This is a genomic window from Duganella sp. Leaf126, from assembly GCF_001423125.1.
Classification (GTDB): Bacteria; Pseudomonadota; Gammaproteobacteria; order Burkholderiales; family Burkholderiaceae_D; genus Rugamonas.
Map to the genome: position 1 here is coordinate 131,203 of NZ_LMNW01000032.1, position 16,266 is coordinate 147,468.

12 protein-coding genes are annotated in these 16,266 nt (G+C 68.0%); 4 read left to right on the forward strand and 8 right to left on the reverse strand.

The features are described 5' to 3' along the window. Positions 1-6: 6 nt before the first annotated feature. Positions 7-1,707, reverse strand: coding sequence for a tetratricopeptide repeat-containing response regulator (locus ASF61_RS17340; protein WP_056158551.1), 1,701 nt, complete (start codon positions 1,705-1,707; stop codon positions 7-9). Further along, positions 1,704-2,477, reverse strand: a complete 774-nt coding sequence (locus tag ASF61_RS17345; RefSeq protein WP_056158554.1) for a sensor histidine kinase KdpD — start codon at positions 2,475-2,477, stop codon at positions 1,704-1,706. The genes ASF61_RS17340 and ASF61_RS17345 overlap by 4 nt, the downstream gene beginning before the upstream one ends. Before the next feature lie 84 nt (positions 2,478-2,561). Here ASF61_RS17345 and ASF61_RS17350 point away from each other — a divergent pair, with 84 nt between their 5' ends. The 3 genes from ASF61_RS17350 to ASF61_RS17360 all read left to right on the forward strand — a co-directional run bounded on the left by ASF61_RS17350 (position 2,562) and on the right by ASF61_RS17360 (position 5,374). Further along, positions 2,562-3,695, forward strand: coding sequence for a sensor histidine kinase (locus ASF61_RS17350; RefSeq protein ID WP_162242007.1), 1,134 nt, complete (start codon positions 2,562-2,564; stop codon positions 3,693-3,695). Further along, positions 3,692-4,444 (forward strand): LytTR family DNA-binding domain-containing protein, encoded by a 753-nt coding sequence (locus ASF61_RS17355; RefSeq protein WP_056158560.1) that lies wholly within the window; start codon positions 3,692-3,694, stop codon positions 4,442-4,444. The genes ASF61_RS17350 and ASF61_RS17355 overlap by 4 nt, the downstream gene beginning before the upstream one ends. A gap of 117 nt (positions 4,445-4,561) precedes the next feature. Next, entirely contained in the window at positions 4,562-5,374 is an 813-nt protein-coding gene (locus ASF61_RS17360; protein WP_056158563.1) for an alpha/beta fold hydrolase, read from the forward strand. A gap of 3 nt (positions 5,375-5,377) precedes the next feature. Here the strand turns inward: ASF61_RS17360 and mnmC are convergent, their stop codons facing one another. From mnmC to ASF61_RS17380, 4 genes are all read right to left on the reverse strand, one after another. Further along, positions 5,378-7,591 (reverse strand): FAD-dependent 5-carboxymethylaminomethyl-2-thiouridine(34) oxidoreductase MnmC, encoded by a 2,214-nt coding sequence (mnmC, locus tag ASF61_RS24180; protein WP_229205903.1) that lies wholly within the window; start codon positions 7,589-7,591, stop codon positions 5,378-5,380. After that, positions 7,588-8,142 carry a DNA-3-methyladenine glycosylase I gene (locus tag ASF61_RS17370; RefSeq protein WP_056158567.1) on the reverse strand — a complete coding sequence of 185 codons (555 nt, stop codon included), beginning with the start codon at positions 8,140-8,142 and terminating at the stop codon, positions 7,588-7,590. Before ASF61_RS17370 ends, mnmC begins: the two co-directional genes overlap by 4 nt. 66 nt (positions 8,143-8,208) lie before the next feature. Next, on the reverse strand, positions 8,209-11,292 hold the full coding sequence (locus ASF61_RS24410) for a diguanylate cyclase (RefSeq protein WP_373994558.1): 3,084 nt from the start codon (positions 11,290-11,292) through the stop codon (positions 8,209-8,211). A 203-nt stretch (positions 11,293-11,495) separates the two neighbouring features. Beyond that, entirely contained in the window at positions 11,496-11,990 is a 495-nt protein-coding gene (locus ASF61_RS17380) for a helix-turn-helix domain-containing protein (protein ID WP_019923340.1), read from the reverse strand. A 423-nt stretch (positions 11,991-12,413) separates the two neighbouring features. Here ASF61_RS17380 and ASF61_RS17385 point away from each other — a divergent pair, with 423 nt between their 5' ends. Beyond that, entirely contained in the window at positions 12,414-12,683 is a 270-nt protein-coding gene (locus tag ASF61_RS17385) for a hypothetical protein (RefSeq protein ID WP_156369628.1), read from the forward strand. 220 nt (positions 12,684-12,903) lie between these two features. Here ASF61_RS17385 and ASF61_RS17390 read toward each other — a convergent pair whose 3' ends face one another. Both ASF61_RS17390 and ASF61_RS17395 read right to left on the reverse strand, forming a co-directional pair. Continuing rightward, entirely contained in the window at positions 12,904-13,917 is a 1,014-nt protein-coding gene (locus tag ASF61_RS17390) for a spore coat U domain-containing protein (RefSeq protein WP_056158573.1), read from the reverse strand. Continuing rightward, positions 13,917-16,259, reverse strand: coding sequence for a fimbria/pilus outer membrane usher protein (locus ASF61_RS17395; protein ID WP_229205904.1), 2,343 nt, complete (start codon positions 16,257-16,259; stop codon positions 13,917-13,919). Before ASF61_RS17395 ends, ASF61_RS17390 begins: the two co-directional genes overlap by 1 nt. Positions 16,260-16,266: the final 7 nt, after the last annotated feature.

Below are 16,266 nucleotides of genomic sequence, written 5' to 3' on the forward strand. Positions count from 1 at the left end.
ATCCACTTACCTGTCGGGCACCGCGCCGTTGGCCGCCTCGTACTCGCTGGCAGCAGCTGCTGCCACCACGCCGGACACCGGCGCCAGCAGCGCCAGTTGCTCCATCAGCTGGGCAAACCGCGGCTGGCCGGGGGCGATGGCGTCGACATGCATCAGCACCTCGATCCCCTCGTCGGCCAGTTCGCGCACATAGCCCGTTTGCTGCAGGCGCGAGATCAGGATCTGCGCCGAATTGAACAGGATGCGCATATTATGCGGCAGCGCCTTGCGCGCCACGCGCATCCAGTCGATGGCTTCATCGAGCCGGTCGGACTTCCACAGCAGCACACCCTTGTTCATCATGTCGGCCGCCTCCTTGCGCGAAGCGCTGATCAGCTCCATGCCCTCGTCGCCCAGGCGCGCCTTGTCGAAGATCTTCTGGACTTCGTCCATCAGGGGCAAGTTATCATGATTGTTGCGCGCGATGTAGCACAGCAGCCCCACCGGCGCTTCCTTCACACCCACCGCGAACAGCAGGGTCGCCATGTCGAGGCAGGAGCCTGTATCGGGGCGCGGCAGGCTGTCGTCGGCCAGCATCGCTTCGAGTTCGTCGCCCGCCTTGCGCGCGCGCCGGAAGTCGCCCGTTTCGTGGTACACCAGTCCCTCGGTGATCTTGGCGCGCAAGCTTACCTGGTCGCCGCCGAACTGGTGGACCGCCGCATTGAGCAGACGGATCGCCTCCTTGGTGTCGTTCTTCCTGGCGCAAACGCGCGCCATGCCGAAATAGGCGTCCACGGTTTTGGCCACCGAGTATTCGCCGATGTCGATGCACTTGCGGAACGCTTTTTCCGCCACCGGGATGTTGTCCAGCCTGAGGGCGGTCTGGCCCAGCGTGCGCTGGCGCGGCACCGAATTGGGCGACAGCTTGGCCGCCTTTTGCAGCACGTCGAACGCTTCCTCGTGCTTGCCCTGCAGCTGGAAGGCCCGCGCCAGCTGGTCGAACGCGTCGATATAAAAGCGGTTGTCGGCGATCACCGACTGGAACATCTTCTGCGCCTCTTCCACTTCGCCGTCGTGCATCATGATCTTCGCCAGGCCGCAGCGCGCCCAGTTGTAATCGCGCTCCTGCAGCACCTGTTCGTACACCCTGCGCGCACCGAGCGGGTCGCCCGCCTTGAGCTGCAAGGTAGCCTTCATGCGCAGCAGGTCGATTTCGTGCAGCGGATTGACGGGAATCTGCTGCTCGCACAGGCGCGCCGCGCGCAGGTAATCCTTGTCGGCATAGGCCTGGTCGATGTCGCTGAAAATCTGCTTCTTGAGCCACACGCGATTGAGACGCGTGAGCAGCACGCCCTCGGTGATCGGCTTGATGATGTAGGCGTCGGGCTGGTGCTCGGCCGCGCCCATGACCGACTCCACGCTTTTTTCGGCCGACACCATCAGCCACACGCTGCTGGGCAGGATCAGGTTGCGGATCCGCGCCTCCTCCAGTACCTGCTGGCCGTTCTTGCCGTCGCCGAGGTTGTAATCGCACAGCACCACGTCGTAGCGGGTTTTGGCCAGCAACATCATGCCCTCGCCGCCGCTGGCCGCCTGGTCGATATGCTTCGCGCCCAGATTGCGCAGCGACTCGCGCAACAGCTGGCGGATGCCCACGAAATCGTCGACGATCAGGTAGCGTTTCTCGGCCCAGTCGATCTTGTCCTCGGCCTGCACCATGGCCGTCATGGCAGACGCAATATGAAGCAGCCGCCACCGAGGCTGCCATCGCTGCCGTCGCCACCATTCTCGAGGGCGATGGCGCCGGTGCGCTGGCGGTGGCGGTGCATGCGCGCCACCTCGCTGGAAAAGTAGAGCCCCAGGCCGCTGCTGTTGCTGGAAAAGCGCACGCGCAGGTCCTGCGCTTCGCGCGCGTCCATGGCGCCGGCGCCCGCTGCCAGCATTGCCGGCGGGAAGCCGCTGCCATTGTCTTCCACCCGCAGTTCGAGGTAATCGCCGTCCACCCGCACCGACAGCCGGATGCGGTCGCGCGTATAGCGGATGGCGTTGTTGATGGCGTGGACCAGCACCCCGATCACCAGTTCCTCGTCGAAGGTCCAGATGGCGTCCGGCGCAAAGTCGGTTTCGAAGGCGATGCCGCGCGATTGCAGCAGAATGCGGGCCTGCCCCTCCACCTGCTCGACCAGCTCCCGCACGCTGCGCGGCCCCGGATCGAACGGGTAGCCCGGCTTGCCCACCTCCTTGTACAGGGCAAGCAGCTGGATCAGGCTGTCGTTCAGGCGGCGCGTCTGATAGAGCATCTGGCCCAGCTGCTGGTACTGCGCCGGATCGGCCGCAGGCGCTGCCGGTGCGGCTTGTGCTGCGGGGCTGGCGACCAGCAGGTGTTCGAGCGTGCCACTGAGGACGCTGATCGAATTTTTCATGTCGTGCACGGTCGACGCCAGGAACATCAGCAGTTCCGGCGAGCCTTGATAGTGCTGGGACAAGTCGTCATCCATCGCTTCGCGCTCCGGGGATTCAAATTCGGATTATATATGACGGTCCGATGACCGAATGTACGCCATTGGCTCTACACTATGCCCATGAACCGAAATTCCATCTTGCACCAGGGCTGGCGTTCACTCTGGGAGTTGCGTCCGCACCACGATACCTCCGCCGCCATGCGCCTGCTGGTCGCCTCGTTGCTGTCGGTCGCGCTGGCCCTGGGCCTGATGTCGTTTGTCGCCATCTTCGGCCGGGTGTCGCGCGCAGGCTGGTGGTGGGCGTCGCTGCTGCCCAACATCGGCATCTGCCTGTGCATCGTGCACACCATGTTCGGCATGCTGCGCCTAGCCGCGCGCGTGCTGCCAGCGCCGTTCGTCGCGCGCATGGCCGATGTCCGCGACATCCGCGCCGGCATGGCGCTCAGTGCGCTGGCACTGGCCGGCATCATCCTCGGCATGACGGTCGGCTTTACCATCGTGCCGATACTGGTGGGTTTCAATGTGTGGGGCATGTTCGTCTCGCTGCCGGCCGCGCTGACCAAGTTTGCCGTATTCCTGCTGTTCGTGATGGCGGCCAACTGGGCCTGGTGGCGCTCGCGCCTGCGCCAGCAGCAGTTGCAGGGCGAGGTGACGGCGGCCCGCCTGCAGCTGCTGCAGGGCCAGATCGAGCCGCACCTGCTGTTCAACACCCTGGCCAATATCCAGAGCCTGATGGATTACGACCTGCCGCGCGCCAAGCGCATGGTCGAAACCTTTTCCAGCTACCTGCGCGCCAGCCTGTCGCAGCTGCGGCAGGCCGACAGCACGCTGGCGACGGAACTCGACATGGCCTGCAACTACCTGGCGCTGCTGCAAATCCGCATGGACGACCGGCTGCGCTTTCACATCGACGCCAGCGACCAGGCACGCCGGGCGCGCATGCCCACGCTGATGCTGCAACCGCTGGTGGAAAACGCCATCCATCACGGTCTCGATCCCAGGCTCGAAGGCGGCAGCGTGACCATCCACGCCGAGGTCCACGGTGAGCGCCTGCTGGTGCGGGTCGCCGACGACGGCGTGGGCCTCGATCATGCGGGCAACAGACGTCGCGGCGCCGGCGTGGCGCTGGCCAACCTGCGCGCGCGGCTGGACACGGAATTCGGCGCCAGCGCCAGTATCACGCTGCGCAACCGCGCGGAAGGCGATGGCGCCGAAGCGATACTCGACCTGCCGTGGCGCCAGGTGACGCCATGACCCGGGTGCTGATCGCCGACGACGAGCCGCACCTGGCGCACTACCTGCGCGACCAGTTGCTGGCGCTGTGGCCGGGCGTCGATATCGTCCACGTCGCGCGCCATGGCGTGGACGCTGCCGCCCGCATCGCCGAGCTGGAACCGGATATCGCCTTCCTCGATATCCAGATGCCGGGCCTGTCCGGGCTGGAGGTGGCGCAGGGTATCGAGGGACATACCCGCGTGGTGTTCGTCACCGCGTTCGACGAATTCGCGTTGCAGGCGTTCGAGCATGCGGCGCTCGACTACGTGCTCAAGCCGGTGTCCACCGAACGGCTGACGCGCACCGTCGCGCGGCTGCGCGCCGCCGTCGCCGCCGCAGCGCCGCCGCCGGAAGCGGCCATGGCGCACGCCTTGCAGCAGCTGCTGGCGGTGCCGGCGCGGCCCCGGCTGCGCTACCTGCTCGCGTCCCAGGGCGACCGCACGCGCCACCTCGACGTGGCGGACGTGCGCTTTTTCCACGCCGACGACAAGTACACGGTCGTGGCCAGCGTCCACGGCGAGTTGTTGATACGCACGCCGATCACCGAACTGGCCGCGCAACTCGATCCCGGCCAGTTCTGGCAGGTGCACCGGTCCACCCTGATCAACCTGGCCTGGCTGGAGGGGACGCGCCGCGATGCAGCAAGCCGCCTGTTCCTGCGCATGCGCGGTCATGCGGGCGAGCTGCCGGTCAGCCGGGCCTTTGTCCACCTGTTCAAGGCCATGTAGGGCCTGCATCGTCACCGCCGCTTGCCGTTCGTCGGCCCGGCTGTCGATTCGTCGCAGCGCGCTGGTACGCCGGCGCGCCGGCGCCGATGCTGGGGTTTTATCACCCGAAAGCCCGCCATGTTCAAGCCACTGTTACGCTGTCTCCTGCTGTCCGCCGCCCCGGCATTCGCCGCCCTGCCCGCCCCGGCCATCGATACCATCGCCGGCCGCCAGGTCGAGTCGCTGACCGTTCGCCATCCTTACTCGCGCGAGGTCGTGGTGTTCGAGGCCGGATCCCGCAATACCATCGACAAATGGGGCGAGGTGCCGGAGCGGCTGGCGCACGCGGCGTCGGTATTCACCTACAACCGGCCCGGCTACGGCAACAGCACGGCAGCCGACACGCCGCGCGACGGCCGCACCATCGTCGAGGAACTGCGCACCGTGTTGCGCTTCAAGGGTTTGAGGCCGCCATATGTGCTGGTCGGGCACTCGCTGGGCGGCTTGTACATGCAGCTGTTCGCCCGCGCCTATCCGGACGAGGTCAAGGCGCTGGTGCTGGTCGATGCCATGTACCCGGGCATGGTCAAGAGCCCGCAGGACTTTCCGTGGCTGACACGCGTGGCAGGTCGCCTGGCGTTCTCCACCCCGGTATGGCGCGAGATCGAGCAGATCGACGCCACCGGCGAGATGGTCTTGCGGCTGCCGTCCATCGATGACAAGCCTGTCGTCAAACTCGTCAACCAGCCGACATCGAATACGGCGATCGCGGTCGATTTCGGCGCCTTCCGCATGGACGATGCCACCCGCGCCGCCACCCGCGCGCTGTACCCCAATGCCAGGCGGATCGTGGCCGATTCCAGCCACCAGATGGCGCTGACCTCGCCCGACATCGTGGCAGGCGCGATCGCGCAGCTGCTCGCGCCTGCAGGCACGGCGGCGGCGCCATGACGCCTACTGGCTGCGGCGCCGCTGCTTGAGCAGGAAGCGCCCCGGGTCGAGTGCATCGACCAGCGCTGCTTCGAGCGGCGCCGGTGCGCCTTCGAGCTGCGACACCAGCAGTTCGGCCATCAGCGGCGCCCAGATCAGGCCACGCGAGGCGTAACCGAGCAGGCCGTACAGGCCAGGATGGCGCGGCACGTCGCGCAGGTGTTCGAGCCGGCCGGCCGACGCGTGGTCGGGCAATGCGCTGGCCAGGGGCAGGCGGTCAGGCGCGGCGCTGCGAAAGCCCACCCGGCCGGCCAGCGGCGCGGTATCGGCCAGGGCCGCCACGTGCGCGCCCGGCACGATGTCCGCCAGCCGCGCCAGGTTTTCCTGCTGGCTGCTGGCGCGCAGCGCGCGGTCGCCGTCGTTGTCATAGGTGGCGCCGGCCGATACGATGCCGTCGGCGGCCGGCGTGACATAGGCTTCGCGGCATACCACCAGCGGCAGCCGGGGCGCCTGCCCGACCGTGTCCAGCGCCAGATGGGTTACCTGGCCGCGCAGCGCCTGCAGCGGCAGCAGCGCCGCTTGGGCGATGTCCACGGCGCCGGCACCGTTGGCCAGGATGACCACAGGCGCCTGCGCCAGCAAGACGCCGCTCGCGTCGTGCACGAGCCACTCGCCTTCGGTCCCACTGATACCATTGGTGCCATTAGTCCCATTGGTGCCGTTGGTGCCGTTGGTGCCGTTGGTGCCATCTTCGCCAATATTGTCACCATTACCCCGAATGCCACCAGTGCGACCGTGTCCGCCATTTTTACCACCCGCGCCGGTGCGGCGCAAGGTGATCGCCTCGCTGCAGAACACGCGCCGCAAACGGGTGCCGCAGGTGTCGAGCATGGCTGCGCACAGCGACGACGGCCGCGCCCAGCCGCCCTGCGCGAACAGCCAGCCGCCGTGCGGCGTGGGGCCGCCGAGCAGCGCACCGGCTTCGGCGGCGTTGGCCCAGCGCGCATAAGCTGGCGGGTAGCGCCAATGCGCCAGCACAGCGCGCTGCACCTCGGCGTGGCTGGCGTCGCGCGCCAGCTGCAGCACGCCGCAGTCGGCGCCCTTGAAGGCCCGGCCCACGCCGCCGAGGCGGCGCCATTCGCGCAGCGCGAACAGGTAAGCGGCGCGCGCCAGGCGGGTCGGAATATTGTCATCTTTCGACAGCAGCGGCATGAAGATGCCGGCCAGGTTACCGGACGCCTCCTGCGCCGGCTGCGCGTGGCGTTCGACCAGGGTCACCTCCCACCCAGCTTCGCACAGGCGCCGGCAGGCGGCGGAACCGGCCAGACCGGCGCCGATGACCACCGCGCGCCTGTCGCGCAGCGACGCGGCGGCGATGCTGACAAGGGATGCAGTCGGAGCGCTAGCGGCGGCTGTGCTGACAGGTGACGCAGCCGAAGCGTTAGCGGCGGCCGTGCTGACAGAGGGCGCAGCTGAAGCGTTAGCGGCGGCTGTGCTGACAGGKGACGCAGYCGAAGCGTTAGCGGCGACTGTGCTGACAGGGGACGCAGTCGAAGCGTTAGCGGCGGCTGTGCTGACAAGGGATGCAGCCGAAGCGTTAGCGGCGGCTGTGCTGACAAGGGATGCAGCCGAAGCGTTAGCGGCGGCTGTGCTGACAGGGGGCGCAGTCGAAGTGGTAGCGGCGGCCGTGCTGACAAGGGATGCAGCCGAAGTGGTGGCGGTAGCAACGTCCGGACTGGCAGCGGCAGCGGGCGCGCTCATGGCAGCGGCAAAAGGGCGCGCGCGGCGGCCCCGGTAGTCGGCAGCGATGTCGTCGCTGTCGGGCGGCCGGCGGCAGGCGAAACCGGCGGCGGTCAGCGCCCACACCAGCAAGTCGCCGGGCGCGCGCGCGTGCAGGGTGGCGCCGGCCGCTGCAAGCTGCGCCAGCATGCGTGCCTGCGCCGGCTCCAGCGCACCGACGTGGAAGCGGTCGACGCGGGCGCGCACCTGCGGCAGCACGGCGTCGGTAGCGCCGGCCAGCAGGTCGAGCGTGACGCGGCCGCCGTCGAGAATGATGCGGTGAAAGCCCGGTACGTCCAGCGGCCACAGGGCGCGCAATGCCGGATCGGCGACGGTGGCGGCATCGGGCACGCGCGCCGTCAGCGCCAGGTAGTGCAGCGCCGGATGATGTTCGCGGGCGGCGGCAAAGCGCGCGCCGTCGCCGAAATCGGTGTCGAGTATGACGTACGGTGCGGTCATCGGTGACGGCAGAAGCAAGCAGCATCGTGGTCGCTGACCATGCCGATGCCCTGCATGTAGGCATACACGATGGTCGAACCGACGAACTTGAAGCCGAGCCGGGCCAGGTCCTTCGACAGGCGGTCCGACAGCGCTGTCTTGACGATGCGCTGCCCGGTGTCGTTGACGATCGGCCGGCCATCGACATAGGACCAGAGCAGTCGATCGAGGCTGCCGCCGCCGGCGCGCAGGCGCAGATAGGCCTGGGCATTGGTGATGGCTGCGGCCACCTTCAGCCGGTTGCGCACGATGCCGGGGTTGGCCAGCAGTTCGGCCACCTTGTCCGGTCCGTAGGCGGCGATTTTTTCGGCATCCCACTGGTCGAAGGCGGCGCGGTAGCTCTCGCGCTTGTTCAACACGGTTTCCCACGACAGGCCGGCCTGCGCGCCTTCGAGGTTGAGCATCTCGAACAGGCGCAGTTCGTCGTGGCACGGTACGCCCCACTCGTTGTCGTGGTAGGCCAGGTACAGCGGGTTGGAGGGCTTGGCCCAGCTGCAGCGGATGAGGGTCATGGGGGAACTCGGTCGGTAAGCGAAGCAGCAGTATACAACCGCGCCGGCGCGGCCGCGCGGCACGTCCTACGCTTCCAGGTCGATCGACAGTCCCGTGCGGCGGCGCTCGCCGTCCAGCTCCAGCGGACCGGCCAGATTGCTGATCACGCGCACCACGCCGTCCGCCACCGCCTGCGGCAGCGCATGCATCAGGCGCGGGAAGATGTCCACGGCGGCGCCGGCGCCGGTGGCGTACAGCGCGGCCCAGGCATCGCGGCCGGAGCGCTTGGCGATGTACAGGCCCTGGTCGGCCAGCTCCACCACCTGCGGCCACGACAACAGGCGCGGCTGCTCGGGCAGGAACGGGAAACAGGCGAAGCCGATCGAGCAGGTCTTGCGCAGCAGTTCGCCGTCGGGCAGCACGAAGTCGCGGTCGGCCACGACGCGGCGCATGCGCTCGGCCAGCGCCGCGGCCTCGCCGCGCTGGGTGGCGCGCGCCAGCACCATGAATTCCTCGCCGCCCCAGCGGATCAGGTAGTCCGATTCGCGGAACACTTCGCGCAGGCGCGCCTGCATCTGCACCAGGACGGCGTCGCCGGCGGCGTGGCCGTAACGGTCGTTGATCTGCTTGAAGTGGTCGAGATCGACCATGTAGAACACCAGGTCGCGCGGCACCTGGCGATCACGCTGCTCGGCAGGCCCGCGCCGCTGCAGGCTGTCGTAGCCGCGCAAGCTCATGGCAACGTCGGCATCGACGTGGCGCAGGAAATAGCGGCGGTTGCGCAGGCCGGTCAGCTGGTCGGTCAGGCTCACGTCTTCCAGCGCCTGGTAGGCGCGTTCGAGCTCCAGATTCTTGTCCAGCAGCTGCTGCCGGGTGGCCGCCACCTGGCGGTAGGCGCTGGCGTTATCGAGGGCGATGGCGCCATAGGCGCACAGGGTGCGGAAGATCAGCCGTTCGCGCTCGCCGTAGGCATGGGCGCGCATCGACTGCACCGTCATCACGCCCAGGACCCGGTCGCCCACCGCCAGGGGCGCGAACAGCATGCTCAGCGTGGGCAGCGTTCCCGGGATCAGGTTGACATCGGGCTGGCCCGGCGCCAGCGCGACCACCAGCTCGCGGCGTTCGCGGGCGCAGCGCGCGGAATAGGCATGCGGGTCGGCCAGCGCCACCCGCAGCTGCGGCAGCGGCCGGCCCGCTTCCACGCCGAAGGCGCTGGTCAGCCAGCCGCCCTCCGGCTCGATCAGCAGGATGGAAAACAGGGTGGCGTCGAGCAGGCCGTGCACGTGGCGGTCCAGTGCGCGGAACACGGCCGCCGATTCCAGGTGCGCGGTGATTTCCTGTCCCACCGCGCCCAGGTGCGCCAGCGTGGCGCTGGTGCGCTGCAGGTCTTCGGCCCGGCGCGCCTCGGCCGCCGCCAGCTGGCGGTGGTGTTCGCCCTCGATGCGGGCGCGATCGGTCCGGTACTGGACCTGCATGGCGACCGCGCGGCTGGTCGCTTCGCGGCTGTGGGTGAGGTCGCGCGCGGCGCCGGCCTGCAGCGCGATCGCATACGCCCGTTCGTGGTTGCCGACGGCCGCGTAGGCGCGCGCGGTGGCTTCGAGCAGGGCGCCGGGCACGATGTAGCCGTCGATGGTGGCGGCGATGTCCAGCGCCAGCAGCAGGTAGTGGAGCGGCGCGCTGGGCACGGTCATGCCGGGCGGCGGCGCCAGCCGCTGCTCGTCGGCGCCTGGCGGACGTGCGTGGATGTCGGCCAGCACCTGCAGCGCGGCGATCTGCGCCAGGGTGTCGCCCTGGGCGCGCGCCAGCGTCAGTGCGCCCTTTGCCACGAACAGCGCCTCGCGGCAGCGGCCCAGGTGCGCCAGCGCGTGCGCCTGGCCACGCCGGGCACTGCTCTGGAAGTCGGCCTGGCCCAGCGCATCGCCGCGCGCGGCCAGCCGGGTAAAGCTGTCGAGCGCCGCTGCGTGGTTGCCCAGGTCCAGCGCCAGGTCGCCCTCGTATTCGAGCGCCACCGCGTAGGCGCGCGAGCCCGACAACGGCGTCATCACCTCCAGCGCTTCGCGCAGCAGGGTTTGCGCGGCCTCGCGCTGACCGAGCTGGCGCAGCGCTTCGGCGGTCTGCATCAGGCACATGCCGATCGACAGCGGCCAGCCGGTCGGGCGGGCGAGGTCCAGCCCGCGCTGCAGCCACTCGAGCGCTGCTTCGTGGGCGTTCAGGCAGGTCAGCGCGTTGCCGATATTGGTGGCGATGATGATGGCGCGGCGCAGCTGGCCGCTGGTGCGGGCGCTGTCGAAGCTGCGCATCAGATGGCCGATGGCGTCGCCGTATTCGCTGTGCTGGAAGGCGCGGGTGCCGAGAAAATCGCTGATCCAGCCGGCTGCGATGGCCGGCAGCGCGTCCAGTGCGGCACCAGGGCTGGCGTTGCCTGCGCCATCTCCCCTGACGTCGGTTGCGGGTCCTGCGCTGGGGTCCGCTACGGGGTCCGCTCCAGGGTCCATTCCGGCATCGGTTTCGGCGGCAGTCCCGGCATCCGTGCCAGTACCGGTTCCTCTTGCCGCTGCGGTGGCGGTGGCGTCCCCCGCTGCCGCCCCCGTTTCGACACCCAGCGCGGCAAGGCGCAGGCGCCATGCTGGCGTCCCGCCGGTGTCCGGTTGCTGGCCGGCGCCGTCGGTGAATGCGGCGCAGATGCCGGCAGCGGCGGCGATGATGTCGCCGCGTACCCGGTCGTGGGCGGCGTCGGCCGCTGCACCCGCCTGCACCAGCCAGGCGCTGGCAGCCGGGGTGTCGCCGTGGTCATTGGCGACCCAGGCCTGTACCCAGCAGGCATCGGCACGGGTCCGGGCGGCGTCGGCAGGCAGTGCGGCAGCGCCGGCGTCATGCGCGAGCAGGTGCAGCGCCTGGTCGGCGTGGCAGCGGGCAGTGGCGAGGTCGCCGGCTACCCATGCGTGCTCGGCCGCGACCAGCAGCAGCCGTGCCCTGACGACCGGCACTCCCGCTGGCGGTACCGATGGCACAGCCGACAGCAGGGCCAGGGCATCGTCGCACAGCAGGCGGGCGCGGGCGGGATCGCGCTGGCGCAGGTGCCAGGCCAGCGCTGTCAGGTGCGACAGTCGCGCCGCGGCGGTCGAATCGGGCAATGGGGCTTCCCATTGCACCAGGTCTGCATCGTGCACGAACATTTCCAAACGGTGATTCCTCCTGCTGTCAAACGGCCAACCCCGGACCGTGGCTGCATTATTCCACAGGTCACCGGCAACACTATTTCTTTTTGGAAATTATTGTTATCTTTAATCGCGTACAGGGTTCGTGTGCGCACGCCTGACGGATAAAAAAAACGCCGGCGCTGCAGGCCGGCGTCTGACGGGTCACCGGACGATCAGGAAGCGTGCTTGCTGATCTCGTTGAGGCGGATCCGCATGCTGTCGGTCGCGGCCGGGCCGGGCGCAAACATATAGTCCTCATCGTTGATGGCCAGTCCGCTGTTGGCGTCCACCAGCACCTGGTCGGCCGGTTTGCCGGTTTCGCGGCTGACCACCAGCAGGCTGGCGCCTTCCGGTGCCAGGTGATCGTTACCCCAGGCAATAAATGCCAGCAGCACCGGTTTGAAGTCACGGCCGGACTTGGTGAGCACGTATTCGTAGCGTGGCGGACGGGCGCTGTACTGGCGCCGTTCCATCAGGCCACCCTCGACCAGGCCGTTCAGGCGCCGGGTCAGCATATTGGGCGCGATCTTGAGACTCTTTTCGAACTCGTCGAAGCGGCTGAGGCCATAGAAGGCGTCGCGCAGGATCAGGATGCTCCACCACTCGCCCACTTTGCCCAGGCTGCGGGCGATCGGGCAAGGCATGCGGCCAAAGTCGGTATGTTTCATGTTGTACTCCTCGGTTCCAGATTTGTCGGAAAAACTGCCTGATAGTCACTTCATCGTGCCCGGTGAGATTCGGTGAGAATCCAGTGACTTGCATGATTGAGGTGAAAATGTGTGACTTTTCCAGTTGCCGGAGGATCCGTGACATTGTGCGTATTTTGGTGTCTCATTTTCTTTCTCCTGTCGTGATAGTTGACCCTGATGTTTCTCTATGAAAACTTGATGTTTAACTCGGTGTGACACCCCTCAAAAATAGGCTAAAAACAGGGCGCACAAACTATCCAAATTCCACTATTTGCCGAGAAGTTGATTGCTTCGCGAAATGTGAACATTCGATAGAATGTTGATGCAGGTTAAAATTCGTTTCATTGTTGCACGAGATAACAAGCACTTCCGATTGCTGCATACTTACTCACCTGACACAAAATGAAACTTCTTGTTAAAGCACTGAGCGTAGTCCTGATGACCCTGCCGCTGCTGGCCAGCGCCGGTACCAAGACCGCTGCCATGCAAGTGAGCTTCACCGTGTCCGATGCCTGCACCGTACAGGCGAGCACCGCCGCCACCAAGGCGCCCACCGTGGCCTGCCAGCTCAACGCCCCTCACCTGACCACCGCCACCCCACCCGCACCAGCCGCCGCCGACACCGCCACCGCACGCCCAGCCAGCACCCAGGACTGGACCATCACCTTCTGACCGACGCGCACCTTTGAAAGCCCCGGAGGGGCTGAATCAGCCTCCAGGGCAAGGCGCAGCGACGCAGACAATACGCACAGCACGGCAAGCCGCTGCAACCCCGCCACGGACAGCCCCGGAGGGGCCGCATAAGCCTCCAGGGCAAGGCCCAGCGACGCAGACAGTACGCGCAGTACGGCAAGCCGCTGCAACGCCGCCATGGAGGCTGATTCAGCCCCGACTAGAAGGACACGGTGGCGGTGACGGTATCCTTGTAATCCCCCGGCGATGGCGTACTCTGCGCCGGCACCATGCCATACACCGTCATCGCCTGCGCCACCCCGGTGCCGGTGCCGGTGACCGCCACCGTGCCGCCGCTGCCATCGCCCCAGCTGGGGCCGTCCAGCGCATTCGACACCACGTAATCGACCGTCTCGGTGGTACCGGTATTGCGCATGCGCCGCGCGGTGGTGCTGGCGCTGTTGGCGCCGGCTGCCAGCGTGATGCGGTAGGCGGTATTCTTGCTGCAGGTGACCGATACGCTGGACGTGGTGCGCACGGCGCTGGTGAGCAGCCGCGCTTGCGGAAACGCCAGGTTGCCGATATTGATGTTGCAATCGTTGATCACCGGCGCACTGACCGTAAACGGGATCGCCACCGTTTGCGGCACCGCGCAGCCGAGCACCCCGAGCAGCGAAAACTGGTACTGCATCACTGCACTGCCGGCGCCGAAGCTGGACGTGAAGCTGAGGTTGTCCGGCCCCACCGTCAGGCCGGACAGCGTGGTGTCCGCCTCGAGCTTGCCGTAGATGTTGACGAACTGGTCGAGGCTGCCCACCCCGCCGCTCTTGGTCATGGTCAGCACGATGCCGTTGCCCGACGTGGTGGTGCCGGCCATGCCGCCCCATATCCTGGATGACGCATAGGTGGCGTCCGTGTACAGGTTGTAATTGACGCGCAAGCTGCCGTTCGACAGCTGGCGCATGGTCGTGTTGGCCGTGCTGGCGTTGCCGGTACCGGCGCCCAGGTTCAGGCAGATCGTCACATTGGGCGTGAGCAGGGAGCCGACAATGTCGGTCCAGGTGCAGGTGATCTTGAAGCTCGACGACGCGTACACCGGTCCGGTGCTGATCGAGCTGACGCTGGGGAACGTGACATTGGCGGGCGTGATGGCGCAATTGTCGGCACGCGCCTGGCCACAGCACAACAGCGCCAGGAACAAGGTCAGCAGCGCCGACAGCAGGCGGCGGGCCATCACTGCACGCTCCGGCACACGACCGGTCCGATGGTCGGCAAGGCGTTGCCCGGCTCCTGCACGTACGCGAACTCGGCAACGCAGCGCTGCCCCGCCACGGTCGCCTGCACGCGGTTGTGCGGCGCCAGGTTGTCGATGAAGGCCACGCCGTCGAAGCCGGTCACGGTGGTGTTGCCGCTCTCGAGGTGCTGCACTGCCAGGCCGGGCGCCAGCGGCCGGCCGACGGCGTCGTGCAGGATCACGCTGGCGGCGGCATAGGTTTCGACCGGGAACGCGGCCAGCAGGCCGGCGCGCCGGGCCGGGACCACGGTGAGCGTGGTGCGGGCGATGCGCGCATCGAGCGGCAGGCTGCTGGTGTCGATCGAGATCTGGTTGGCCAGATAAGGCGTCAGATTGGGCACCAGCAGATAGCCGCTGCTGCTGGTGGTGCCGATGGGCCGGTTCTCCTGCAGCACCGGCAAGCCGCCCACGCCGGCCGAGACCAGTGCAAAGCCGGCGCCGACCTGGCGCGCCGCATGCACGCTGCCGTCCATCAGCACCACCGAGCCGGAGGCGCTGAGCGAGCTGTCGCGCCGGCCGTCGCTCTCCTGCAAAAAGGCGCCCACCTGGCCGTAGTTGCCGAGGTAGGAACCCTGGGCCTGGCGCACGACCGCGCCATCGTTCTGCAGCGACTGCAAGCCCCAGCCAAAGCCGCCGCCATAGTCAGCCGTGCGCCCCAGCGTAACATTCCTGGCCTGCACGCCGTTCTGGTGGCCGAAGCTGGCATTGGCCGCGTAGCGGTCGCCGAACGAACCGCTGAGGCCAAAATACACGCCGCGTGCGCGCTGGTCCCGAAAATCGCGGTAGGCGCTCACGCTCAGGTACAGGCGCGGTCCCAGCGTGGCCGCATACGACAGCGCCGCCACCCGCGCCGGTGGCGCTGCCGGCGTGCGCTGGCCGATCAGCGACAGGCCCAGGGTCTGGCCGGCAAACAGGCCGAGGTTGAGATTGAGACGATGGCTGGCCAGCACGCCGGGACCGGCATCGGCCGTGCCAAGGTCGCTGTAGCGGCGGCTGGCGCGCAGCGTTTCCAGGTCCAGGCTGAAGCCCGGACTCAGGTACTGGTAACCGATGCTGGCCTGGGCACCGGCGCCGCCGCCGGCGCTGCCGGCAACCGAGCCGGTCAGCACACCGATCTGGCCCATGCGCCACATGGCGCCGACGCCGCCGTTGACCACGCCGTTGCCGGCCTCGCCATGCGCTTCCACGGTCAGGCGGTCGGTCACGCCGCGCCGCAGCGAGCCGCTCAGTGCCGGCGAGCGGTCGTAGCCGAAAGACCGGGTCGTGTAGTCGCGCCGCAGCACGCCCAGTTCCAGCGAATAGTCGGTCAGGCCGGCTGCCAGCAGGCGGGTGTCGACGTACAGCGGCAAGACCGTGGTCACCGCGCGGCCGGCCGTGTCGCGCGTGACCAGCGTGGCCTGGCCGGCGCCGCTCAGGCCCGCCACCTGGTTGATCACGAACGGGCCCGACGGCACTGCTGTCTCCAGCTGGCGCACGCCGTTGACGTACAGGCTGACCGCGCTCGGCACCACCGACGAGCCGGCCAGCGAGGCGACCGGAAACGTCAGCAGATCGGGCCGCAGGTCGAAGCTTTTACGCCATTGCACGCCGCCCATGCGCAGCGAGCGGGTCCATGTCAGCGACGATGAAATCAGGTCGCCGACCTGCCAGGTTTCCAGCGTGTGCGGGTCCGAATGGACCCACGAAGAATCGAGGCGCACGAAGCGCCGCAGCTGGTCGCTGCTGCTGAACACGCCCGTGGTGCTGAACACGCCGCTGGCATTGAAGTAGCGCAGCTCGTTGGCCACCGACAGGTAGCGTTCCTGGCCGCGGCGCGCGAACACGTCGTAGCCGAACACGGCGCCCGGCGAGACGGTGGCCTCGCCCGGTTCGCGCAGGCTGCGCGCCGACAGCGCCACCGGCGCGCGCAGCGCGTCGTCGAGGCGCAGCGCGATGCGCTGGGTGGCCGCGTCGTACGTGTAGTGCAGCCCGCGCACGTCGTCGAGGTTGACCGCCTCGCGGTCCGCCACCCCGAGGCGCTGCGGGTCGAGGTCGAGGTCGCGCAGGTTCTGCACGGTGCTGCTGAGCCCCGAGCTGCCCAGCACCGTGCCGGGCTGGCGCGTGAAGCGCAGGATCAAGCCGGTTTCCTGGCCGTTCAAGGTCACCTCCAAAAATAGCTCTTCGTCGGATGCCATTGCTGGCAGCGGTGCGGCAGGCGCTTGCGCGCGCGCGCCCGCCACGGCGGCGCCGGCCAGCGCGGCCGACAGCAGCAGCTGGGACAGGCAGGACAGCCTGCGCCGCATCGGGCGA

What these genes read in the sequence shown, in the direction of transcription:
- ASF61_RS17395 (WP_229205904.1), bottom strand. Translation starts at nt 16,259, where the DNA reads ATGCGGCGCAGGCTGTCCTGCCTGTCCCAGCTGCTGCTGTCGGCCGCG.
- ASF61_RS17370 (WP_056158567.1), bottom strand. Translation starts at nt 8,142, where the DNA reads ATGACCCTCATCCGCTGCAGCTGGGCCAAGCCCTCCAACCCGCTGTAC.
- ASF61_RS17350 (WP_162242007.1), top strand. Translation starts at nt 2,562, where the DNA reads ATGAACCGAAATTCCATCTTGCACCAGGGCTGGCGTTCACTCTGGGAG.
- ASF61_RS17390 (WP_056158573.1), bottom strand. Translation starts at nt 13,917, where the DNA reads ATGGCCCGCCGCCTGCTGTCGGCGCTGCTGACCTTGTTCCTGGCGCTG.
- ASF61_RS17360 (WP_056158563.1), top strand. Translation starts at nt 4,562, where the DNA reads ATGTTCAAGCCACTGTTACGCTGTCTCCTGCTGTCCGCCGCCCCGGCA.
- ASF61_RS17340 (WP_056158551.1), bottom strand. Translation starts at nt 1,707, where the DNA reads ATGACGGCCATGGTGCAGGCCGAGGACAAGATCGACTGGGCCGAGAAA.
- ASF61_RS17380 (WP_019923340.1), bottom strand. Translation starts at nt 11,990, where the DNA reads ATGAAACATACCGACTTTGGCCGCATGCCTTGCCCGATCGCCCGCAGC.
- ASF61_RS17385 (WP_156369628.1), top strand. Translation starts at nt 12,414, where the DNA reads ATGAAACTTCTTGTTAAAGCACTGAGCGTAGTCCTGATGACCCTGCCG.
- ASF61_RS17355 (WP_056158560.1), top strand. Translation starts at nt 3,692, where the DNA reads ATGACCCGGGTGCTGATCGCCGACGACGAGCCGCACCTGGCGCACTAC.
- ASF61_RS17345 (WP_056158554.1), bottom strand. Translation starts at nt 2,477, where the DNA reads ATGGATGACGACTTGTCCCAGCACTATCAAGGCTCGCCGGAACTGCTG.